The organism is Pseudomonas sp. CCC3.1, assembly GCF_034347405.1.
Classification (GTDB): domain Bacteria; phylum Pseudomonadota; class Gammaproteobacteria; order Pseudomonadales; family Pseudomonadaceae; genus Aquipseudomonas.
Genome location: NZ_CP133778.1, coordinates 962,739 through 984,359, shown reverse-complemented (window position 1 = coordinate 984,359; position 21,621 = coordinate 962,739). Strand labels below are relative to the sequence as shown.

Here is a 21,621-nt window from a genome sequence, read left to right as displayed (position 1 = left end):
GAAAAAACCGCACGCCATAGCGGCAGTGCGGTTTTTCCATGACAGCGCGCAGCGATTACAAACTATTAAGCCTGGTGGCTAGTAACGTAATCGATAGCGGCTTGTACAGTAGTGATCTTTTCAGCTTCTTCGTCAGGAATCTCAGTCTCGAATTCCTCTTCCAGAGCCATCACAAGCTCAACGGTGTCAAGGGAGTCGGCACCCAGGTCTTCAACGAAGGAAGCGCTGTTGGTCACTTCTTCTTCTTTAACGCCCAGTTGCTCGGCAACGATTTTCTTGACGCGTTCTTCGATGGTGCTCATACCTTGTTTTCACTCCTAATGGACAAATTCAGGCAGCTGGCCAGTGGGCAAGTGTATCGAAAGGCTTTTCAGTTTTTCAACTGAAAGCTTTGAACTTACCCATCAATAACCGACTACCTATAAATAGATTGCAGCTTTATAACGGATTTTAGACAGCTCGTATGACATTTTTTTGAAGCAATCCGTCACATTTAACTCATGTACATCCCGCCGTTGACCGGAATTGTAGCTCCAGTCACGTAGGCTGCACCGTCTGAAGCCAAGAAAGCGACCACGCTTGCGATCTCTTGAGCCTGACCCAAACGGCCCAGCGGAATCTGCGCCTGCAAGGCTTCACGCTGTGCTTCTGGCAACTCACGGGTCATATCGGTGTCGATGAACCCAGGTGCTACCGCGTTGACAGTGATTGAGCGCGAGCCCACTTCACGGGCCAGTGCACGGCTGAAACCTTCAAGACCGGCCTTGGCTGCGGCATAGTTTACTTGGCCTGCGTTGCCCATGGCACCCACAACAGAGCCAATACTGATAATTCGTCCCCAACGGGCTTTGGTCATGCCGCGCAAAACGCCCTTGGACAGACGGAACAGACTGTTCAAGTTGGTATCGACAACGTCATGCCACTCGTCATCTTTCATGCGCATCATCAGGTTATCGCGGGTGATGCCAGCATTATTGACCAAGATGGCCGGCGCGCCGAACTGCTCCTGGATGCTTGCCAACACCGCCGCAACGGATTCATCGCGGGTGACATTGAGTTCCATGCCAGTGCCTTGAATACCGTTTTCTTTCAGGGTGGCAGCAATACGCTCGGCACCGGAGGCCGAAGTCGCGGTGCCGATAACCACGGCGCCCTGACGACCCAACTCCAACGCGATAGCCTGGCCAATACCACGGCTAGCGCCCGTTACCAGTGCAACTTTACCTTGCAAGCTCATGCAGGCTTCTCCTAATTCAGATTCAGGCCAGCGCCGCGCGAGCGGCAGCGAAGGCATCTGGGGTATTCAAATTGTGCGTCGTGACGCCATCAGCGCAACGCTTGCTGATGCCAACCAGGACTTTACCCGGACCGCACTCAACCAACTCAACCGGACCATTGGTCGCCAGGTACTGAACCGACTCAACCCAACGCACCGGCTTATACAGCTGTTCAAGCAGATCGCGCTTGAGGGTGATCAGATCGGCGGCAACGCCAGCGCTGACGTTTTGCACCAGCGGGATTTGCGGCGCCTGCCAGTCAATCGCTTCGATGGACTCGGCAAAACGCTCAGCCGCAGGGCGCATCAGCTCGCAGTGCGACGGCACGCTCACCGGCAACGGCAAGGCACGCTTGGCGCCGCGCACCTTGCAGTTTTCCATGGCGCGCTCAACAGCGGCCTTGGCACCGGCGATGACAACCTGGCCTGGCGAGTTGAAGTTCACGGCGCTGACCACTTCGCCCTGCGCCGCTTCAGCACACGCATCAATAACAACAGCATCATCCAGGCCCAGAATCGCAGCCATGGCGCCCTGCCCAGCCGGAACGGCTTCTTGCATCAAACGGCCACGGCGCTCAACCAGCTTCACGGCATCTGCCAGACCCAGGCAGCCAGCCGCAACCAGCGCGCTGTATTCGCCCAAGCTATGGCCCGCAACGAAGTCAGGACGCTTGCCACCTTCAGCCAGCCACAGACGCCACAAGGCAATCGAGGCGGTCAGAATGGCCGGCTGAGTAATATCGGTTTGGTTGAGCTGTTCAGCAGGACCGTTCTGGGTCAATGCCCACAGGTCGTACCCTAAAGCGTCAGATGCTTCTTTAAATGTTTCCAGGACCAGCGGATGTTCCGCGCCCAACTCGGCCAGCATGCCGAGGGACTGCGAACCTTGCCCTGGAAAGACGAATGCGAGGGATGTAGACATGTAACAAGCCCCTAATGATCTTGTCGTCGGTGAATTGACGTCGCGCACTGGCGGACGCAAGAAACTGACAGTTGGATGGCAGATTTGACTGAGCGGTCACATTTAAGCACTCGCCCAACAAAACGCCTACGTTAACAACCCTTCAAGGCGTCCATGCAGCCGCTTTGGCAGGTCTTCATGGATTTCAATCAGTGCGCGCTCTATCGCACTTTGAAAGCCCTGAGCACCTGCCGAACCGTGACTCTTGATCACAATGCCTTGCAGCCCTAAAAAGCTTGCCCCGTTGTGCCGCGCGGGCGCCAGATCAGCTTGTAGACGACGCATCAGCGGCAACGCCAGCGCACCAACCAATCGACTGAACAGCGTGCGCTTGAACACCGCTTCGAGACGACTCGAAATCATCGTCGCCAGGCCTTCGCTGGATTTGAGCAAGATATTGCCGACAAATCCGTCGCACACTACGACATCCGCCTCACCCCGATAAACCCCATCACCCTCGACAAAGCCGATGTAATGCAGCCCGGACGCAGCCTGCAACAAAGCAGCCGCCTCCTTGACCTGCTGATTACCCTTGACGTCTTCGGTGCCGATATTGAGCAAGGCGACCCGAGGACGAAGAACACCCAGCGCCTGTGCAGCCACCGACCCCATGACTGCAAACTGAAACAGCTGTTCAGCCGTGCAATCGACATTGGCGCCCAAATCCAGCACCTGACAATAGCCGGTCTGCGTTGGAACTGCGGCCACCATCGCCGGACGATCAATGCCCGGCAAGGTTTTAAGCACATGCCGCGACAATGCCATCAACGCACCGGTATTGCCGGAACTCACACACGCCTGGACCTTGCCGTCACGCAACAGCTCTAGCGCCACCCGCATCGAGGAATCCGGCTTGCCACGCAAGGCGTGCGAAGGCCGCTCACTCATGGAGATGACTTCAGAGGCCGGGGTTATGGTCAGGCGCGAGCGATCCACAGCCGTATGGCCACTGATCAATTCTTCAAGCAAGGAGGGTTGACCGACAAGGGTCAGATGCAGCGAGGGTGTAGCAGAAAGGCAAGCAATGCAGGCCTGAACAATGCTGCGGGGACCGAAGTCCCCGCCCATTGCGTCGATCGCGATGACCTGAGCGGACAAGTGATTACTCGTCAGCGCCCTTGTCGATCACTTTACGACCACGATATACGCCTTCTGGCGATACGTGGTGACGCAGGTGAATTTCACCGGTGGTTTTTTCTACAGACAGAGTGCTAGCCGAAAGAGCATCGTGCGAACGACGCATGTCACGGGCAGAGCGGGATTTTTTGTTCTGCTGAACAGCCATAATTGATTAACTCCTAAACGTTTGGGTCACGCTTTAACTGCGCCAATACACTGAACGGGTTGGACCGCGTTACCTCGTCCTCGCCTGGTTCGGGCTCATCGAGACCCGCCGGCTGCTGGCATTCTTCCGGATGATGAGCAGGCACAATGGGCAAGGCGAGCAAAAGCTCCTCCTCGATCAGTGACTGCAGATCCAAAGGATCTTCGCCCAGTTCCAGCACGTCATAACCTTTCGGTAACGACTGGGTATTCGCACCCTCTTTCACCACAGCATAACTGCACTCGCTGTGGATCGGCAGGGTGACCAGCTCAAGACAACGCTGGCAAACCATCTTGACCTCGACGTCGATGGAGCTGTGTATTACCACAGATCTTCGCTCGTCGCGCTCAAAAACAAATTTAGCCTGGACCACACCGACATTGTCGGAAAGCGGGTCGCAGAGTCTCTCCAAATCAGCCAGCAGCACTTCACCTTGAAGGGTAGTGCCACGATCAGCTAATTTGCGCGGGTCAACGTGAGGTGGAATCGGGTCATTCAACATAGGCGCAGCATTCTAGGGACGACCCCCTCACGTGTCAAAGGAAATTGTGCCTGTGCGACAACCGATACTCTCGCTAGAATTCCCGGCCGCCTACAGGAGTCGCGCATGCTACCTCTATTACTCGCTTCAAGCTCGGTTTATCGCCGCGATTTGCTGTCGCGCCTGCGACTGCCTTTCAGTTGCAGCTCGCCCGACATCGACGAGAGCCACCGCCCTGGCGAGTCCGCCCTTGAGCTGGTCAAGCGCCTGTCCCTGGAAAAAGCCCAGGCACTGGCTGCCAGCCATCCCGCACACCTGATCATCGGCTCCGACCAAGTCGCGGTACTCAACGAACAGATCATCGGCAAGCCCCACACTTTCGACAAAGCCCGCCAGCAGTTGCTTAACGCCAGCGGCGCCAGCGTGACCTTCCTCACCGGCCTGACCCTGCTCAACAGTCAGACCGGCCACTGCCAGACTGACTGCGTGCCTTTCACCGTACACATGCGCGCACTCACTTCAGAGCAGATCGAACGCTACCTGCACGCTGAAGAGCCCTACGACTGCGCTGGCAGCTTTAAAGCAGAAGGTTTGGGCGTGCGCCTGTTCCAGCGCACCGAAGGCGATGACGCCACCAGCCTGGTGGGTTTGCCGCTTATACGCCTGATCGACATGCTGCTTGCGCAAGGGGTTGATATTCCGTGATCCGCATCACTGGCGCCACACCTTGGCAAACACTTCAGCAATCGGCTTGCGTGGTGAGCGTTTGATCAGAGCTTTAACCCTGGCGCTCAAACGCAGCAAATCGGCGCTGGGCTTGACCCACTGCTCAGGCGGCAAGGGTTCGGACCACTCGCGCATCGACTGCGGCAGCGCTCGGCGGCCGACTTTGGCGATGCGTTTTATCTCCCACTCGACCAAGTGATTGGGTAAGGTCCACAACGTCATCACGTGGTAGACGTACCAAAAAAAGCCATAGATCCATCCTGCCTCTTTTTCTCGAATACGCCGATGCAAACTGGCGCGGGCATTGCGGAAGGTGTGCAAGCCTTCGTGGGACGGGTCGCCGGGTTCATGCAGCTCCAGCGGGTCTTGAATGGCTTGCAGGTCGTTGAGTTCGTACTCCATGTAACCGCGAACCGCCTCCCAATTGGCGATTGCCAGTTGCAAGGCGCCGCATTGGAATTCGACACGAACCAACTCGCCCTCATGCTCAAACCCCATGCCCATTCCGTAGTGGCGAGTGACGCCGTATTGGCTCGCGCTCTGGCCTTGAACGATCCAGGCAGACAGGGATTCCCATGGGACGAATAGAGGTTCAGTGGCGCCGTCGGGCATGAAGCAGACTTCGCGGCGCTGGCGGTTGAAACGGGTGGGGATGACGGTGGTGAAGAGTTTGTGGTGGTAAAGCCAGATACAAAACGCCATAGCTAAAGCTCCACCCCCCCCAAACAGAGCCCACTTCCAAAAAATTGAAAACGACCCCTCAATGGAATCCATAACGTCCTCAACACCAAACCCTAAAGACGCCGCCAATAACCCAGTCAAAAGTGGAAATACGAAAGCGATTAGACACGCACAGCTAAATGGCCCGCCTAAACTGACTTGATACGAAAAAACGTTCGGCTCACCGCCCCCAAAATCTAAGTATGTGTCGTTGTAATCACTGATATATGGACAATGAGGCTCAGCTTCTGTGGGCAACGGCAAGGGGGCCAAATAGGTCTGACGACCGAAAGGGAAAAACTCAATGTCGCCAGCTTTTTTTTGCGCTCCACTCACCGACTGCTGAGGCGATATCGCGTGAGCATTGGTCATTGAGATAACTCCAATGCCATGACATCGACCACCAGCAAAGACATCTCACCATTTACTTCGAAATGCTGATTCGCTGATAGGAATCGCCCGCCTTTAGTCGGGTTAAAACGGATACGGTAATTACGCCGATCCAGTTGCCCCTTGTCATCCAATGACTGGAGCTCAAGCTCAATCAATAACTCTTCAAACACTTTGCCGAACACAGGCTCAGGGTTACGCGGATAAGTGAGCTTCAACAACAAGGGCGCCGGCCCCTTCTCTTCTTTCTCTGGTTTGCTCGCCACACGATACAAACCTGCTTGCACCTGCTCTGTTACCACTTCCCGTTGCTCAACGGGAATACCTCGATCCCCCCGAAGAAACGTAGTGATTCGCTGAGCGCCGATCTTAAGAGCGTGACTGACCCTCCCCTCCAGCGTGACTTGATAGTCGGGCACAGTCAGCCCCGGAAGAATCACGCAAATATCACCCGTTTTGGCGCTGGACAACATGCTTTGCCAAAACGACTCGTCCTCAGAGCGCTTGATCTCTACAAAGGGCGCCTGCTGTTGCACCTCAAGGTAATGCTGAAACTCTTGCAGGGTTAAATCTTCGCGCCTACTTGTATCAAGCCCCCACGGGGTGCTTTGCAACCAACGATCATGGGCGCTGGTGTTGTAACGGTTGTAAAGCCAGGCACCCGCTAGCTCCTGCATCGTAAATAAACCGCCGGCCCAACTGGAGCGAAAAAAAACGCTACCAAGACGAGTTCCCGAAGCCACCCATGCCGCCTTACGGGCCTCTCCCTTGGTAGCCATGAGCACCCGAAAACCTGCTTGTAAGGTGTTGCCAAACCCATAAGCATTCGTAAGCGCCAAACCACCCGAGGCAATCATCGTTATCATGGCCCCGCTTTGAGCACCTCGATTACCGCTACGTACAGCTTGAACCCACTGGCCTTGATAAACGTTAAAACCAGCTGCAGCAGCAAGAAAGCCGAGAACATAAGTAAAAACCCCCAACCCAACATGCAACCTGCCCATGCTGTTTCGCGCATCGTCTCGTGAGAGGTTGACGTTGTTGGGGTTTTTGGGCCTGAAGACAGTCGACATTAATGGGGCTCTCGCAGGTGCAGGGCTCGCCCTGACAGACCCCCATATACATCAACACTCATGCCAACAATTAAAAAATAGATACGAATCAATACGTTGAAATAAACACCCGTCAAAACAGCGACTCTATCGAGCGGAAAACAGGCAAAATTGCGCAATAAGTTGCGCAGCGCTGCGCAACTTATTGCGCAATCCTCTACAGCCCTTTATTCACGAAGCCTGCAGCCATAAAAAACACCCTGAAAGCACATTTAGATGCGCAATTTGTTGCGCACTCTTGCGAATGATTGCCTCCAACAAAAAAAACGTCGCACGCACAAAAAAACCGGCACCCATTATGAGTGCCGGTTTTTTTAAAACGCGAACAGTGCCGATCGAAACCTAACACTGATGACCACACAATTAGCGCAGTGTCGGCCCCTGAAACCCCATCCACATGGCCAACTGCTCAGCCACGCTGGCGCCCAGTTTTTTCGAAAAGCGGTCGAAAGCCGATTCTTGCACCGTGAAGTCAACCAGCTCTTTTTCGCCGATCACATCACGCGCAACCGAACTGGCGCTGCCCAGACCATCGATCAAGCCCAGCGGCAGCGCTTGCTGACCGGTCCAGACCAGCCCCGAGAACAACTCCGGATGATCCTTGTCTTTCAGACGATCGCCGCGACCCTGCTTGACGCTGGCAATGAACTGTTCGTGCGTAGTGTTCAACACACCCTGCCAGAACCTGGTCTCATCCGGCTTTTCAGGCTCAAACGGATCAAGAAAGGCTTTGTGTTCACCCGAGGTGTAGGCGCGGCGCTCAACACCCAGCTTTTCCATCGCACCGACAAAACCGAAGCCGGCCGCCGTCACACCAATCGACCCCACAAGACTCGCCTTGTCGGCGTAAATCTGATCGGCCGCGCTGGCAATGTAGTAAGCGCCAGAAGCCCCTAGATCGGAAATCACGGCATAGACCTTGATCTCAGGGTGCAAGCCACGCAAACGACGAATCTCGTCATAGACATAGCCCGACTGCACCGGACTGCCGCCCGGACTGTTGATGCGCAGCACCACACCCTTGACCTTAGGGTCTTCAAACGCAGCCCGCAGGCTGGTGATCAGGTTGTCAGCACTGGCGGCTTCTTTATCAGCAATCACGCCTCGCACATCAATCAGCGCGGTATAGCCCTCGCCCTTGGTTGCAGTGCGCTCAATATCCAGAAACGGTGTAAACACAAGCAATATCGCAATCAGATACAAGAACGTCAGCGACTTGAAAAAAATACCCCAGCGACGCGCACGACGCTGCTCTTGCACACCGGCCAATAAGGTTTTTTCCAATAACTTCCAGCTTTTGTCATCACCCACTGTTGGCTCACCCTCAGCAGGCGCCTTCCATTGATCAACCATGCTCTACCCCTGCAAAGACTTTAATTACCCTGCCGACCCAGCCAGGCACGCAACTCAGGAAAACTATCAATCGCCAATCGCGGTTCAAACGTGAGCAAACGCTCTATTGATTGAGCACCATAGCTCACGGCTACAGAATCGATGCCTGCATTGCGCGCCATCAGCAAATCAAAGGAGGCATCGCCCACCATCAAGGCTTGCCGGGGCGACACGCCGCAATGCGCCAGAATCTGATTCAGCATCAAGGGATCAGGCTTGCTGGCGGTTTCGTCCGCCGCCCGCGTGACATCAAAGAACCGCTCCCAACCATGCGACTTGAGCACACGATCAAGCCCGCGGCGCGCCTTGCCCGTCGCAACCGCCAGGTGATAGCCATCGGCACGCAAAGCCTCAAGCGAATCCACCACACCAGGAAACAGCGGTGAAGGCTCGGCGTCCATCGCGATATAGACATCGGCATAGTGCTGGCGAAACGCAATTACCTCAGCCTCGGCCATATCGGGATAAAGCGTCAGTATGGCTTCAGGCAAGCCCAAGCCAATAATCCCCCTGACCGACTCTTCATCACGCTCAGGGCGTCCCGAGCGCTGCGCTGCCACTTGCATCGAGGTAACAATCCGACCAACGGAATCAGCCAATGTGCCATCCCAGTCAAAAATCAGCAGCTTGTACTCACTCAGCACTCAGGCGCTCCACAGTTTTGGCCCACATCTCATCAACCGGCGCCTGCAGCTTCAGCTCGCCACCATCCGGCAACGGCACCGTCAGCATGTAGGCATGCAAAAACAGGCGCTTGCCGCCCAGATCGCGGATTTCTTTAGAAAAGCCTTCATCGCCGTACTTGGTATCACCGGCAATGCAATGACCCGCATGCAGCGTGTGCACGCGAATCTGGTGAGTTCGACCGGTAATCGGCTTGGCTTCGATCATGGTGGCAAAATCGCCGAAGCGACGCAGCACCTTGAACACGGTCACCGACTCCTTGCCCTCTTCATTCACCTCAACCATGCGCTCGCCCGACCGCAGATTGCTCTTCATCAGCGGTGCACGCACTTGCTTGATCGAGGCCGCCCAATTGCCACGCACCAGCGCCATGTAGCGCTTATCGACACCGTCACCACGCAGCGCTTCATGCAGATGGCGCAGCATGCTGCGTTTTTTGGCAATCATCAGCAGGCCAGAGGTGTCGCGGTCCAGGCGGTGCACCAGCTCCAGTTCTTTGGCGTCCGGGCGCATCTGACGGAAGGCTTCAATCACGCCAAACGTCAGGCCGCTGCCACCGTGCACGGCAATACCGGCAGGCTTGTTGAGCACAATCAGCGCCTTGTCTTCGTAGACAATCGCGGCTTCAAGTCGCTGCAGCAAACCTTGGGCCACGGGCACCGGCTCATCACGCTCAGGCACGCGAACCGGCGGCACGCGCACGATATCGCCCGCCTGCAACTTGTACTCAGGCTTGATCCGCCCCTTGTTCACGCGCACTTCGCCTTTACGCAAAATGCGGTAAATCAAAGTCTTGGGAACACCCTTGAGCCGGGCAAGAAGGAAGTTGTCGATGCGTTGGCCGGCATATTCCGGCGTGACCTCAAGCAGCTGAACGCTGGGGGTCGGGGGGGTAGTCGTCGTCATGGCGCGGATGATAACAATTTTTTATGGAATTGAAGCACTTAATCATTGCTGCTATAGTCGCGAACGCCGCCAAAAGCGGCCTGGACAGCGGATTAACGGTGAACAACCGGCCCTGACCAACGCTCTTCACGAGGACGCGAGGCCGTCCTACGGGGCTTTTGCTGCATACGGAACACATGGAGTTGTAACAAGCGCAGGTGACATGAGGCCTGAAGCGAGCCTGGAAAGCAGAGTGAAAACTCGCCTTTTACGCCGATATTCACGGCCAGTTCACAAAGTGCAGTCAGCTCCAGGTATTTCGAGCGAATGTTTCGGAAACATCGCCTTTATTAGCCATGATGCGTGAACTCCCCTTTTGGAGAACACGGTAAATGCCAACCCGCTGCGGATTCTGCGCGCGGCAGCACCCGAATTATCAGGGATACGTGTAGGGTGGAGATGCACAACCGTCGGACTGTGTAGCAATAGGCTTTATCAAGACGCTTCATCTCGTCCACAGCCGCTGGTTGATTCCTCCTCCTGACTGAGTGCTTATTAAGTCACCACAGCAAGCAGGAAGCGTAAGTCGCGACTTCGCCCCCATTGGTCGAACCTCGCTGGACACTGGAGTGGCCAACTACTCCTGACGCACCTGACACCGACCATGAGAAGTCGTGTGTGCCGAACGCCGTTTCCGGTAGCCCGGAAACCGACGGTACAACATGAAAAGAATGCTGATTAACGCAACTCAACCTGAAGAGTTGCGCGTTGCACTGGTAGATGGCCAACGCCTCTACGACCTGGACATTGAGTCGGGTGCACGCGAGCAGAAGAAAGCCAACATCTACAAAGGCCGTATTACTCGCATTGAACCAAGCCTTGAGGCTGCCTTTGTCGATTTCGGCTCTGAGCGCCACGGCTTCTTGCCACTCAAGGAAATCTCCCGCGAATACTTCAAGAAAGCACCTGAAGGTCGCGTAAACATCAAAGACGTCCTGAGCGAAGGCCAGGAAGTTATCGTGCAGGTCGAGAAAGAAGAACGTGGCAACAAGGGCGCTGCCCTGACCACCTTCATCAGCCTCGCTGGCCGCTACCTGGTCCTGATGCCAAACAACCCGCGTGCTGGCGGTATCTCCCGTCGCATCGAAGGTGAAGAACGCAACGAACTGCGCGAAGCCCTGAACGGCCTGATCGCCCCTGCTGACATGGGCTTGATCGTACGCACTGCCGGCCTGGGTCGCAGCAGCGAAGAAATGCAGTGGGACCTCGACTACCTGCTGCAACTGTGGACCGCCATCAAAGAAGCCTCGCTGGATCGCTCCGCGCCATTCCTGATCTACCAGGAAAGCAACGTGATCATCCGCGCCATTCGCGATTACTTGCGCCAGGACATCGGCGAAGTGCTGATCGACAGCGTGGAAGCTCAGGACGAAGCCCTGACCTTCATCCGCCAGGTGATGCCGCAGTACGCCAGCAAAATCAAACTCTACGAAGACAGCGTTCCGCTGTTCAATCGTTTCCAGATCGAAAGCCAGATCGAGACCGCATTCCAGCGCGTCGTTGAACTGCCTTCCGGCGGCTCCATCGTTATCGACCCGACCGAAGCCCTGGTGTCCATCGACATCAACTCGGCGCGCGCCACTAAAGGCAGCGATATCGAAGAAACAGCCCTGCAAACCAACCTTGAAGCGGCTGAAGAAATCGCCCGTCAGTTGCGTCTGCGCGACATCGGCGGCCTGATCGTCATCGACTTCATCGACATGACCCCTGCCAAAAACCAGCGCGCCGTGGAAGAAAAAGTCCGCGAATGCCTGGAAGCCGACCGTGCCCGCGTACAAGTTGGCCGTATCTCGCGCTTTGGTCTGCTGGAAATGTCCCGTCAGCGCCTGCGTCCATCGCTGGGCGAAAGCAGCGGCATTGTCTGCCCTCGCTGCAACGGCACCGGCATCATCCGTGATGTTGAATCGCTGTCGCTGGCCATCCTGCGCCTGATCGAAGAAGAAGCCCTGAAAGACCGTACTGCCGAAGTACGCGCCCAGGTGCCAATCCCGGTTGCCGCGTTCCTGCTCAACGAAAAACGCAACTCGATCACCAAGATCGAACTGCGCACCCGCGCGCGCATCGTCATTCTGCCGAACGATCACCTCGAAACACCGCACTTCGAAGTTCAGCGTCTGCGTGATGACAGCCCGGAAGCTCACACCAACCAGTCCAGCTACGAAATCGCTGCCGCTGCTGCCGAAGTAGAAGAAGTCCAGCCAGCCGCCGCGACCCGTACTCTGGTTCGCCAGGAAGCCGCCGTTAAAACTGCACCCGCTCGCGCTTCGGCTCCGGTACCTACCGAAGTTGCCGCCCCAGCTGCCGCACCGGCCCCGACCGTTTCCGAGCCAAGCCTGTTCAAAGGTCTGGTGAAGTCACTGGTCAGCCTGTTTGCCAGCAAGGAAGAGCCTGCCGCCCCGGCCGTGGCTGAAAAACCAGCAGCCACCGAGCGTCCAGCCCGTAACGAAGAGCGTCGCAACGGTCGTCAGCAAAGCCGCAATCGCAACGGTCGCCGCGACGAAGAGCGCAAGCCTCGTGAAGAACGTGCGCCACGCGAAGAGCGCGCACCTCGTGAAGAGCGTGCACCACGCGAAGTCCGCGAGCCGCGCGAAGAAGCACCGGCAGTTGCAGCCGTTCGTGAAGAACGCGCACCTCGTGCACCGCGCGAAGAGCGTGCCCCGCGCGCGCCGCGTGAAGACCGCAAGCCACGCGGCGAAGGTCGTGAAGAGCGCGTACGCGAATTGCGCGAACCTCTGGATGCAGCCCCTGCCGTTGCCGCTGCTGCCGCAGTTGTGACCGAAGAAGAGCGTCCAGCCCGCGCGCCACGTGAAGAGCGTCAACCTCGCGCCCCGCGTGAAGAACGTGCACCACGCGAAACCCAGGCGGCTGGCACTGCGGAAGACGAAGAAGCACTGTCGACCGAAGAGCAAGCGCAGGACGAGACACAGGACAGCGCCGAAGGCGATCGTCCACGTCGCCGCTCCCGCGGTCAGCGTCGTCGCAGCAACCGTCGCGAGCGTCAACGTGATGCCAACGGCAACGTGATTGAAGGTTCAGAAGAGAACAGCGAAGAAGCCAACGCCGAAAACGCTGATGCTCCACAACCGACTGCTGAGCAAGCTGTTGCCAGCCAGGCCATCAGCGCACCTGCTGAAGCCCAGGCTCATCAACAAGCCGAGCGCGCCACTCACGCCGTTCAAGAATCGCCAGCGGTCGAAACCGAAACCACGGCCGTTGTGCAAGCGCAAACAACCGAAGTGACTATTGTTGCAACACCAGCAGTTGAAGCCCCTGTGGTTGAAGCGCCGGCTGTTGAAACGCCCGTCATCGAAACACCGGTTGTTGAAGCACCTGCGGCACACACGCCGGCTGTCGAATTGCCAGTGGCAGAAGCCCCGGTTGTTGAAGCCGTAACCCCGGTCGAAGCATTCAAGGCGCCAGAAGTCGAGGTTGCACCGACTCCAGCAGCCGAGCCTGAAGTTCAGGTCGCTGCACAAGCCCCTGCAATCGAAACCCCGGCCGTTATCGCTCCAGAGCCTGTCGCCGAAGTCGTTGTCGAAGCTCCTGCGGTCGAAGCGCCACGCGCTGAAGCCCCGGTTGACGAGACGCCTGTCATCGAGAAAGCGTCGGAACCAGTCAAGCAAGCCCGTGTTGTTCGCGAGCCTGTTGCCGAACCCGCCGCCGTTGAGGCCGCACCGGCTCCAGCAGAAGAGCCTGCCGCTGCCGAAGTCGTTGTGACGCAAGCTGTGGTTGAAACCCCAGTGGCTGCGCAACCTGAACCAGTTGAAGCGGTTGTCGCCGCCGAAGTGGTTGAGGTTGTGGTAGCCGCTCCGGTTGTCAGCACACTGCCAAGCAACGGTCGCGCACCTAACGACCCGCGTGAAGTTCGTCGCCGCAAACGCGAAGAAGCTGCAGCCGCCGCTGCCGCCGCTCAAGCATCAGCGAGCGAAACCGTCGCCCAGGAAGAGCACGAGTCTAAACCCCTCGTCTAATTCCAAAGGCCACTAAAAAACCCCGCCAGTTCTGAACTGGCGGGGTTTTTTTATGGCATCAGAAGAACCAAAACGAGCGGCGGGCTTTCTCCAGCTCATCACGGCACTGGTTAAGTTGTGCACCGTAGGTTTGCGATTGCTGCTGGACTTTATTCGCCACCTGCATCAGCCAGGGTTTGGCGCGGTAGGTGTTGCGACTGTAACCACCTCGGCCTTCGTGATACGCCAGATACTGGTTGTAAGCATCCCACTTGGAAATCCCCAACTGCTGTTGGGTGCCCGCTGTGTACCAACCAATAAACATGATGGCATCGGCATAGTTATCGCGAGAACCTGAACGACCCATGCTTCCTTCAAAGTCTTTCCAGGCTGGAGGCTGAGCTTGTGCGTACCCGTAGGACGGGCTAACCCGACCCCACGGGATGATCCACAACAGGTAAGCGCGAGGTGGAAGCGCGTCGGCTACAAAGCTGCTTTCTTGCTTCATGATCGCCATTGCCACGTTGGGCGGCGTGCCCCAACGACTCTGCATCGCCACCGAGTCCTTGTACCAGGCTGGGTATTGGCGATAGATGTTACAGAGATTGTTTTGGTCTCTGGGCGGAGCGGTCGTGCACCCGGTCAACGCCACCAGAGTTATCGCTAACGCGCAGAGCGCAAGTTGTTTCATTAATCATCCCGTGGGCGTGAATACCGCAAACTGCGCTGAAACCCTCAATAGACGTTGGGTTCCATCTCCAACTGCACAGCAAACCGTTGCTTGATATCTGCTTGAATCCGCTGCGCCAGATCCAGCAGCTGCAAGCCAGTGGCCGAGCCATGGTTAACCAGCACCAGCGACTGAAAACGATGAACACCGGCATCCAGCTCACGAAAGCCTTTCCAGCCTGCCGCTTCGATCAACCAGCCTGCCGCCAGCTTGACCTGACCATCGGCCTGCGGGTAGCCAATCAGTTCGGGGTGCGTGCGCTTTAACTCGGCAGCCAGTACCGCCGAGACCAGCGGGTTTTTAAAGAAACTTCCGGCATTGCCCAGCACCGCCGGGTCCGGCAATTTTTCGCTGCGAATACTGCTGATCGCGCGACTCACATCACTGGCCGTCGGCTGTTCAATGCCCTGCTCAGTCAGACGCTGACGCACGGGGCCGTATTCCAAATGCAGGCGCGCCACGCGGCTCAGGGCAAATCTCACCCGCAGAATCAGCCAGCGTCCCGGCTGCTGCTTGAATACGCTGTCACGATAGCCAAATAAGCAGTGTGCCAAGGTGAAATCACGCAGCTCACCGGTTTGCCGATCCAGCGCCGTCAGGCCAGCAAAGACATCTTTGATCTCAACACCATAAGCACCAATGTTCTGCATGGGCGCAGCCCCCACTGTTCCGGGGATCAAGCTCAGGTTTTCAAGACCGGATATGCCTTGCGCCAGGGTCCACAACACAAACGCGTGCCAGACCTCTCCCGCCTCAGCTTCGACCACGACCCGTTCGCCATCATCCTCAAGTACACGAATGCCGCGACTGGCCATGCGCAACACCAATGCATGAACATCGCCGGTGAGCAGCAAATTGCTGCCGCCGCCGATGACCAGCAACGGCACCTGTTGATCAACCGAATACTGCAACGCTTCGCGCACGTCAGAGTCGTTGTGCGCCTCGGCGAACAGGCTCGCCAGTACCTCCACGCCAAAGCTGTTGAACGGCTTCAGTGACGCATCAACCTGCAACTGCAAACTCATAAACGTCCCTTCAACTCAATTACCAGCAGGTCGCAGGCTTGCTCGACCAGATCCAGCACTTCTTCAAAACCGTGGTCGCCATCGTAATAAGGGTCAGGGACTTCGTTCTTGACCCCTTCATAGCGGCGTAAAAATAAATCAAGCACAGCCGATGCACCTACTGGCTGCAACGCCTTGAGGTCTCGTAGATTGCTTTGGTCCATCGCCAGAATCAGATCGTAGCGGTTGAAGTCCATCGCCGTGACCTGCTGGGCGCGCTGTGCCGAAAGGTCATAGCCACGATGCTTGGCCGCCCGCTGGCTGCGCGCATCGGGCGGTTTGCCAACATGCCAGTTGCCCGTACCCGCCGAAGCGACCTCGATGCGCTGAGCCAGACCGGCTGCACGCAATTTTTGGCGCAGCACGCCTTCTGCGGTGGGTGAACGACAGATATTGCCCAGGCAAACAAACAGAACGCGCATTACCCCTCCAGCAAACGCCGAACGCGCTCAAGGTCTGCAACGGTATCAACACCGGCTGGCGGCGCTTCAAGCACATCAGCGACGTGAATCCGCACGCCATGCCAAAGGGCGCGCAATTGCTCAAGACGCTCAGTGTTTTCGAGCCAGCACGGGCCCCAACTGACGAAGTCATGCAGAAAACCTGCACGGTAGGCATAGATGCCGATATGGCGACGGTACGGCACACCGGCTGGCAGCACGTCCGGCTGCTGGGCAAAGTCATCACGGGCCCACGGCAACGTGGCGCGGCTGAACGTCAGCGCCAGTCCGTTGATGTCACTGACCACCTTAACCACGTTCGGGTTAAACAGTTGCTCAACGTCTTCAATCGGCTCAGCCAAAGTGGCCATGCTCGCTTCGCTGTGAGCGGCCAGGTTGATTGCCACCTGATCGATCACTTGCGGCGGGATCAGCGGCTCGTCACCCTGGACATTGACCACGATGGCATCGCTGGCCAAGCCCAGTTGTGTAGCGACTTCAGCCAGGCGGTCGGTGCCCGATTCATGGTCCGCTCGGGTCATCACTACGTCGGCGCCAAACGCCTTGCAGGCCTCGACAATGCGCGCATCGTCGGTGGCAACCACCACCCTCTGCGCACTGCTTTTACAGGCCTGCTCCCAGACGTGCTGGACCATCGGCTTGCCGGCAATCATTTGCAGCGGCTTGCCTGGCAAACGGGTTGACGCAAAGCGCGACGGAATCACCACTGTAAAAACCGGAATCATTTATCCAGACGCTCATCAGTGCTCAGGGTACGGGCTTCGGTTTCCAGCATTACCGGAATGCCATCACGGATCGGATAGGCCAGACCGGCACCCTTGCTGATCAGCTCGGTTTTATCGGCGCTGAGTTTGAGCGGGCCTTTGCACACGGGGCAAGCGAGGATGTCGAGCAGTTTGGTGTCCATAAGGGTTCCCTGAAATTAAAGATGAGTTAGGGCAAAAGACGCTGTAACTGTTGATCCAGCCAAAGGGCAAACGCCTCTGACGGAACAGCGTCAACCGCCAGGTACCACCAGTCCGGTGACGCAAAGTCGCGGCATTTCACGGCGTCCTTTTCGGTCATGACCAGTGGCAGTGACGGCGTAAAACTCAAGACCTCAGCGCTGTAGGGCGCATGGTCTGCGAAAGCGTGGGCGACTGGCCGCCAGTGTAGCGCTTCAAGGGTAGTGAAGAAACGCTGCGGATTGCCGATCCCGGCCACTGCGTGCAGCGCTTGGCCAGGCGCAAAAAAGTCCAGCGGCTGGCGTTCTCCGCTGCGCAGATTGATCAGCGCAGTGGGTTGCAACGTAAACGCAAAACCTGTCGGCGGGTCGCTGGCTGCGCCGTTATACAACACCGCATCGACGCTCTCTAAACGTTCGGCAGGCTCACGCAGCGGCCCGGCAGGCAGGCAACGGCCGTTGCCCAGACCTCTGGCGTTGTCGATCAGCACCAGCTCCAGGTCGCGGGCCAGCCGATAATGCTGCAAGCCATCGTCAGACAGAATTAGGTCCAGCGGCTCACTGGCCAGCAAGGCTTTGACTGCACGGCTGCGATCCGGGTCAATCACCAGCGGCACGCCAGTGCGCTGCACGATCAGCAAAGGCTCGTCACCCGCCTGTGCAGCGCTTTGCTGCGCCGTGACGCACCAGGGAAAGGTTGGCGGTTTGGCGCCATAGCCACGACTCACCACGCCGACCCGCAGGCCCTTGCGCTGGCAGTGCTCGATCAACCATAAAATCAATGGCGTTTTGCCGGTGCCGCCCACGGTGATATTGCCGACCACAATCAGCGGCACAGGCGGACGATAAATCTCGCCCTCACCCGCCATAAACCGTGCGCGCTTACGTTCAACCACACGCCGATACAGGTATTCCAGTGGGCTCAACACAGCGAGCAACGGGTGGCCGTTGTACCAGGCACGCAACAAACGATCGGACATGGCCATCAGGGCGTCGCCTGCGTCTCAACAGTGGTCATGCGCAAATGGCTGAAACCGAGCTTGCCGGCTGCGTCCATCGCCGTGATAACGAACTGATGCTGCGCCTTGCCGTCTGCACTGATCGACACCGGCAGGCTGGTATCACCACCTGAGGCGCTGTGCAACGCATCCATCAAACTCGCCAGATCGTTTTTCGGCAGCAACTGATTGTTCACCGAAAACACCCCATCGGCACTGATGGCGATGTCCAGCAGCTTGGTGTTCTGGTCTTCGCTTGGTGTGCCGCTGACGGCCTCCGGCAAATCGACGCGCAGCTGCGTTTCGCGGGTGAACGTGGTGGTCACGACAAAGAACAGCAGCAAGATGAACACCACGTCGATCAGCGACGCGAGGTTAATGTCGACCGTTTCTCGTGGCTTGCGGCGAAACTTCACGCTTTACTCCCGACCATGTCGACTTCGCGGTCGCCCTGCACCACTTCAACCAGCTTGATCGCTTCTTGCTCCATGCCGACCACCAGCTCGTCAACTCGACGCTGCAAGAAGCGATGGAAGAACACGGCCGGGATCCCCACCATCAAGCCTGCCGCAGTGGTGATCAGCGCCTTGGAAATACCGCCCGCCAGCACCGCCGCATTCGTGGTCATGCCCGTGCCCATAAAGGCGCTGAAAATGTCGATCATGCCCAATACAGTGCCCAACAGGCCCAGCAAGGGCGCCATCGCAGCAATCGTGCCCAAGGCATTGAGGTAGCGCTCCAGCTCGTGGATAACCCGGGCGGCGGCTTCTTCGATGCACTCTTTCATGATCTCGCGACCGTGCTTGGAATTCGCCAGACCAGCGGCCAGGATTTCACCCAGCGGAGAATCCGCGCGCAGAAGCTTGAGTTTTTCTTTGTCCAGCTGCTTGTCCTTGATCCAGACCCAGACCTGCCCGAGCAGGTGCGGCGGGGTCACGCGACTGGCGCGAAGGGTCCACAGACGCTCGACAATAATGCCCAGCGCGGCAACAGAACTCAGAATGATCGGCAGCATCATCCAGCCGCCGGATTTGACCAGTTCCCACACAGTGACAATCCCCTCGAAAAAGTGCGCCACTTTACCATAGGGGCAGCCACGCTCCCATGACGTATACACGCTAAGCGTGTGTGCCGCTCTCTGGATAACGGGTTGCTGTGCAACCCTTCGCAGCCTTCGGCAGCGACTACGGTTTTGTTTAGTCTCGCCAAAACCGCCGTTGGTCGCGCTGGCTTTCGGCCACGCCGAAAGCGCCCAGCCGAAAACGGATTGCCCCCTGCTCAGCGCTGTCCAGGATGGTCATGCCCAGCGCCTTATAGCGCGCCATCACCTGTGGATGCGGATGGCCAAAGGTATTGCCGTGCCCCCGAGAGATCAAGACCGCGGCGGGTGACAGTTTTTTTAGAAAAACCGCTGAAGAAGAGGTGCGGCTGCCATGGTGCGGTGCTTGCAGCCATTGCGTGGGCACCGCCAGCGGGCTGGCCATAAAGGCCCGCTCAGCCTGGATGTCTATATCGCCGGTCAACAGCAACCGTTCGTCGCTGGCTTCAACGTGCAGTACGCAGGATTTTTGATTGCCATCGGTCGCACCGGGCCATTGCCACAACGAAAACCTCACCCCGTCCCACTCCCAACTGTCCTCGCTCGTACAAGGTTGCGCCTTCAGCGACTCAGGCAGTCCGGGCACATCGCCGCTCACCACCCGCATCACCTTCATCGCCCGCTGCACCGCCAGCGCGCCGCCCGCGTGATCCGAGTCGGCATGGCTGAGCAGCATCATATCCAGCGTGCCAATGCCCATGGATCGCAGCGCCGGGACCACCACCCGCTCGCCTTGATCAAAGTCCCGGACTTTAGGACCCGCGTCATACAGCAGCGTGTGATGCCGCGTGCGCAATACCATCGCCAGGCCCTGCCCGACATCCAGTTGCAACACCTCGACCTGGCCATGAGGGATCTGCTCACGCGCGGCAAATACAGCCAGCAACACCAATGGCCAACCCAACGGCCTGAGCACCATCCCGGCGGGCAGCAGCAGGATCACGGCGCCCGCCGCACACAGCAGCCATATGCCAAGCGGCACCGTTGCGGGTGACCAGGGCGAGACCGTGTCAGCCAGCAACATCAGGCCGTGGATGAGCCCATTGAGTAATCCGCCCGCCACCCAAAGCAACCCGTCACCCAGCCAAGGCACCGGCAACAATAAGGTACCCAACAAGGCTGTGGGCAGTACCGCCAGGCTGATCCAGGGCACCGCCAGCAGGTTGGCCAGCGGCCCGCTCAGGCTGATGGGCAACCCCAGAATCCACAACATCGGGAACAGTCCCACAGCGATCAAGCCTTGAGGCCGAAGCCACACAGCCTTCCAACCCCATGGGCCCAGGCGCGAACCAAAGGTCAATATCAGCACCGCGACCGCCGCGAATGACAACCAGAACCCAGGCATCAAGCTCGCCAGTGGCTCAGCGATCAACACAGCATTAAGCGCGAGTAAAAAAGGCAGCCAAGCGCCCAAGTGCCGAAACCGCAAACGCCATATAAGCACCAGCCCGAGCATCACGCAGGCGCGCTGAACCGGCACTTCAAAACCGGCGAGCAAGCCGTAGCCCAGCGCGCCTGCGAAGGCCAGACCACAGGCCCAAGGCAGCCACGGCAGTCGCCGCGGCCACAGACCATAACGCGCCAGCAATGCGATCAGGCCGTAGATCAACCCGAAAAACAGACCAATGTGCTGCCCCGATATCACCAGTAAATGCACCGTGCCGGTCGCTTGCAGCAGCGTCCAGTCCTCGCGACTCAAGCCCGAGCCGTCGCCCATGACCAGCGCCGCCAGCCACGGTGCCCGGCCATTGGCATCGCTGCGCAGCAACTGTTGACGCAAGCCGTCACGCCAGGCGTGACGGGCTGGCGCCAATAGCTGCCCCTCTTTGATGGTGCCTGTGGCGCCAACCCGTTGCGCCAATAACCAGGCCTGAAAATCAAAACCTTGAGGGTTCAACAACCCTTTGGGACGTTTGAGATTGACCGCCAGTCGCCAGCGCTCACCACTGTTGACCGGCGGCCCGCCGTACCAGCTCAGACGCAGCGTCGAGGGCAGTTCGGCATGCCGTGATTGCGCGCCTTGCAACTCAAAGCGCACGGACACATCTGAACGCTGCGGCAGACCGACAACCCGCCCTTCGACCCACAGCGTTCGACCATCGAGCGCGGGTGCCAAACGATCATCAAGCGCCCACTGCCCCGAAACACAGGCCCAGCCCAATCCCAACAGAAACAATCCGGGCGGATACATACGCAATCCCAACAGCAGCAGTCCTGCTCCCAGCAACAGCAGCACCCACTCAACGGCGGGTATCACCGGTAAATAGCGCAACGCAATCAAGCCCGACGCCAGCGCCAACATCCTTGTGTGCATAACCCGATCCAAAGCAATCCTTGCCTACGGATTAGTCGGGATTGCGTATCG

22 protein-coding genes are annotated in these 21,621 nt (G+C 57.8%); 2 read left to right on the top strand and 20 right to left on the bottom strand.

Going from position 1 to position 21,621, the window contains the following annotated elements:
* Nucleotides 1-65: 65 nt before the first annotated feature.
* From acpP to RHM56_RS04470, 6 genes are all read right to left on the bottom strand, one after another.
* Complete coding sequence (acpP, locus tag RHM56_RS04495; RefSeq protein WP_004371293.1) at nt 66-302, bottom strand: acyl carrier protein; 237 nt, start codon at nt 300-302, stop codon at nt 66-68.
* 191 nt (nt 303-493) lie between these two features.
* Complete coding sequence (gene fabG / locus RHM56_RS04490; RefSeq protein WP_322238988.1) at nt 494-1,237, bottom strand: 3-oxoacyl-ACP reductase FabG; 744 nt, start codon at nt 1,235-1,237, stop codon at nt 494-496.
* 22 nt (nt 1,238-1,259) lie between these two features.
* Nucleotides 1,260-2,198, bottom strand: coding sequence for an ACP S-malonyltransferase (gene fabD / locus RHM56_RS04485; protein ID WP_322238986.1), 939 nt, complete (start codon nt 2,196-2,198; stop codon nt 1,260-1,262).
* Nucleotides 2,199-2,324: 126 nt separating this feature from the next.
* Nucleotides 2,325-3,335 carry a phosphate acyltransferase PlsX gene (gene plsX / locus RHM56_RS04480; RefSeq protein WP_322238984.1) on the bottom strand — a complete coding sequence of 337 codons (1,011 nt, stop codon included), beginning with the start codon at nt 3,333-3,335 and terminating at the stop codon, nt 2,325-2,327.
* Between the two features lie 4 nt (nt 3,336-3,339).
* Entirely contained in the window at nt 3,340-3,522 is a 183-nt protein-coding gene (gene rpmF, locus RHM56_RS04475) for a 50S ribosomal protein L32 (RefSeq protein ID WP_003442519.1), read from the bottom strand.
* A 13-nt stretch (nt 3,523-3,535) separates the two neighbouring features.
* Nucleotides 3,536-4,063, bottom strand: a complete 528-nt coding sequence (locus tag RHM56_RS04470) for a YceD family protein (RefSeq protein ID WP_019411272.1) — start codon at nt 4,061-4,063, stop codon at nt 3,536-3,538.
* A 105-nt stretch (nt 4,064-4,168) separates the two neighbouring features.
* Here RHM56_RS04470 and RHM56_RS04465 point away from each other — a divergent pair, with 105 nt between their 5' ends.
* Complete coding sequence (locus RHM56_RS04465) at nt 4,169-4,747, top strand: nucleoside triphosphate pyrophosphatase (protein ID WP_322238982.1); 579 nt, start codon at nt 4,169-4,171, stop codon at nt 4,745-4,747.
* 6 nt (nt 4,748-4,753) lie between these two features.
* Here RHM56_RS04465 and RHM56_RS04460 read toward each other — a convergent pair whose 3' ends face one another.
* From RHM56_RS04460 to rluC, 5 genes are all read right to left on the bottom strand, one after another.
* Nucleotides 4,754-5,470, bottom strand: coding sequence for a hypothetical protein (locus tag RHM56_RS04460; RefSeq protein ID WP_322238980.1), 717 nt, complete (start codon nt 5,468-5,470; stop codon nt 4,754-4,756).
* Nucleotides 5,471-5,856: 386 nt separating this feature from the next.
* Nucleotides 5,857-6,951, bottom strand: coding sequence for a hypothetical protein (locus RHM56_RS04455; RefSeq protein ID WP_322238978.1), 1,095 nt, complete (start codon nt 6,949-6,951; stop codon nt 5,857-5,859).
* A 402-nt stretch (nt 6,952-7,353) separates the two neighbouring features.
* Entirely contained in the window at nt 7,354-8,343 is a 990-nt protein-coding gene (gene sppA, locus RHM56_RS04450; protein ID WP_322238976.1) for a signal peptide peptidase SppA, read from the bottom strand.
* Nucleotides 8,344-8,363: 20 nt separating this feature from the next.
* Nucleotides 8,364-9,026, bottom strand: a complete 663-nt coding sequence (locus RHM56_RS04445) for an HAD-IA family hydrolase (protein WP_322238974.1) — start codon at nt 9,024-9,026, stop codon at nt 8,364-8,366.
* Nucleotides 9,016-9,972, bottom strand: a complete 957-nt coding sequence (gene rluC / locus RHM56_RS04440; protein ID WP_322238972.1) for a 23S rRNA pseudouridine(955/2504/2580) synthase RluC — start codon at nt 9,970-9,972, stop codon at nt 9,016-9,018. The genes RHM56_RS04445 and rluC overlap by 11 nt, the downstream gene beginning before the upstream one ends.
* A 710-nt stretch (nt 9,973-10,682) precedes the next feature.
* Between rluC and rne the strand changes: the two genes are divergently transcribed.
* Nucleotides 10,683-13,982 (top strand): ribonuclease E, encoded by a 3,300-nt coding sequence (gene rne / locus RHM56_RS04435; RefSeq protein WP_322238970.1) that lies wholly within the window; start codon nt 10,683-10,685, stop codon nt 13,980-13,982.
* Nucleotides 13,983-14,040: 58 nt separating this feature from the next.
* On the opposite strand, the gene RHM56_RS04430 is transcribed toward rne, so the two are convergent.
* From RHM56_RS04430 to RHM56_RS04390, 9 genes are all read right to left on the bottom strand, one after another.
* Entirely contained in the window at nt 14,041-14,652 is a 612-nt protein-coding gene (locus RHM56_RS04430; protein WP_322238969.1) for a hypothetical protein, read from the bottom strand.
* 44 nt (nt 14,653-14,696) lie between these two features.
* Complete coding sequence (gene murB / locus RHM56_RS04425) at nt 14,697-15,716, bottom strand: UDP-N-acetylmuramate dehydrogenase (protein ID WP_322238966.1); 1,020 nt, start codon at nt 15,714-15,716, stop codon at nt 14,697-14,699.
* Entirely contained in the window at nt 15,713-16,177 is a 465-nt protein-coding gene (locus RHM56_RS04420) for a low molecular weight protein-tyrosine-phosphatase (protein WP_322238964.1), read from the bottom strand. Before RHM56_RS04420 ends, murB begins: the two co-directional genes overlap by 4 nt.
* Nucleotides 16,177-16,941 (bottom strand): 3-deoxy-manno-octulosonate cytidylyltransferase, encoded by a 765-nt coding sequence (gene kdsB, locus RHM56_RS04415; RefSeq protein WP_322238962.1) that lies wholly within the window; start codon nt 16,939-16,941, stop codon nt 16,177-16,179. The genes RHM56_RS04420 and kdsB overlap by 1 nt, the downstream gene beginning before the upstream one ends.
* Nucleotides 16,938-17,123, bottom strand: a complete 186-nt coding sequence (locus RHM56_RS04410; protein ID WP_003442540.1) for a Trm112 family protein — start codon at nt 17,121-17,123, stop codon at nt 16,938-16,940. Before RHM56_RS04410 ends, kdsB begins: the two co-directional genes overlap by 4 nt.
* Nucleotides 17,124-17,149: 26 nt before the next feature.
* Nucleotides 17,150-18,145, bottom strand: a complete 996-nt coding sequence (gene lpxK / locus RHM56_RS04405) for a tetraacyldisaccharide 4'-kinase (protein WP_322238960.1) — start codon at nt 18,143-18,145, stop codon at nt 17,150-17,152.
* Nucleotides 18,145-18,573, bottom strand: a complete 429-nt coding sequence (locus RHM56_RS04400; protein WP_322238958.1) for a biopolymer transporter ExbD — start codon at nt 18,571-18,573, stop codon at nt 18,145-18,147. Before RHM56_RS04400 ends, lpxK begins: the two co-directional genes overlap by 1 nt.
* Nucleotides 18,570-19,205: a MotA/TolQ/ExbB proton channel family protein gene (locus tag RHM56_RS04395; RefSeq protein WP_322241701.1), complete on the bottom strand. Its 636-nt coding sequence runs from the start codon at nt 19,203-19,205 to the stop codon at nt 18,570-18,572. The genes RHM56_RS04400 and RHM56_RS04395 overlap by 4 nt, the downstream gene beginning before the upstream one ends.
* 148 nt (nt 19,206-19,353) lie before the next feature.
* The gene (locus RHM56_RS04390; RefSeq protein WP_322238956.1) at nt 19,354-21,570 is read right to left on the bottom strand and encodes a DNA internalization-related competence protein ComEC/Rec2; all 2,217 of its coding nucleotides are present in this window, start codon (nt 21,568-21,570) and stop codon (nt 19,354-19,356) included.
* Between the last annotated feature and the right edge of the window lie 51 nt (nt 21,571-21,621).

Bases quoted from the DNA above. Each gene is read 5' to 3' on its own strand.
- acpP (WP_004371293.1), bottom strand. From the start codon at position 302: ATGAGCACCATCGAAGAACGCGTCAAGAAAATCGTTGCCGAGCAACTG.
- fabG (WP_322238988.1), bottom strand. From the start codon at position 1,237: ATGAGCTTGCAAGGTAAAGTTGCACTGGTAACGGGCGCTAGCCGTGGT.
- fabD (WP_322238986.1), bottom strand. From the start codon at position 2,198: ATGTCTACATCCCTCGCATTCGTCTTTCCAGGGCAAGGTTCGCAGTCC.
- rpmF (WP_003442519.1), bottom strand. From the start codon at position 3,522: ATGGCTGTTCAGCAGAACAAAAAATCCCGCTCTGCCCGTGACATGCGT.
- RHM56_RS04470 (WP_019411272.1), bottom strand. From the start codon at position 4,063: ATGTTGAATGACCCGATTCCACCTCACGTTGACCCGCGCAAATTAGCT.
- RHM56_RS04465 (WP_322238982.1), top strand. From the start codon at position 4,169: ATGCTACCTCTATTACTCGCTTCAAGCTCGGTTTATCGCCGCGATTTG.
- RHM56_RS04460 (WP_322238980.1), bottom strand. From the start codon at position 5,470: ATGGCGTTTTGTATCTGGCTTTACCACCACAAACTCTTCACCACCGTC.
- RHM56_RS04455 (WP_322238978.1), bottom strand. From the start codon at position 6,951: ATGTCGACTGTCTTCAGGCCCAAAAACCCCAACAACGTCAACCTCTCA.
- sppA (WP_322238976.1), bottom strand. From the start codon at position 8,343: ATGGTTGATCAATGGAAGGCGCCTGCTGAGGGTGAGCCAACAGTGGGT.
- rluC (WP_322238972.1), bottom strand. From the start codon at position 9,972: ATGACGACGACTACCCCCCCGACCCCCAGCGTTCAGCTGCTTGAGGTC.
- rne (WP_322238970.1), top strand. From the start codon at position 10,683: ATGCTGATTAACGCAACTCAACCTGAAGAGTTGCGCGTTGCACTGGTA.
- RHM56_RS04430 (WP_322238969.1), bottom strand. From the start codon at position 14,652: ATGAAACAACTTGCGCTCTGCGCGTTAGCGATAACTCTGGTGGCGTTG.
- murB (WP_322238966.1), bottom strand. From the start codon at position 15,716: ATGAGTTTGCAGTTGCAGGTTGATGCGTCACTGAAGCCGTTCAACAGC.
- RHM56_RS04420 (WP_322238964.1), bottom strand. From the start codon at position 16,177: ATGCGCGTTCTGTTTGTTTGCCTGGGCAATATCTGTCGTTCACCCACC.
- kdsB (WP_322238962.1), bottom strand. From the start codon at position 16,941: ATGATTCCGGTTTTTACAGTGGTGATTCCGTCGCGCTTTGCGTCAACC.
- RHM56_RS04410 (WP_003442540.1), bottom strand. From the start codon at position 17,123: ATGGACACCAAACTGCTCGACATCCTCGCTTGCCCCGTGTGCAAAGGC.
- lpxK (WP_322238960.1), bottom strand. From the start codon at position 18,145: ATGGCCATGTCCGATCGTTTGTTGCGTGCCTGGTACAACGGCCACCCG.
- RHM56_RS04390 (WP_322238956.1), bottom strand. From the start codon at position 21,570: ATGCACACAAGGATGTTGGCGCTGGCGTCGGGCTTGATTGCGTTGCGC.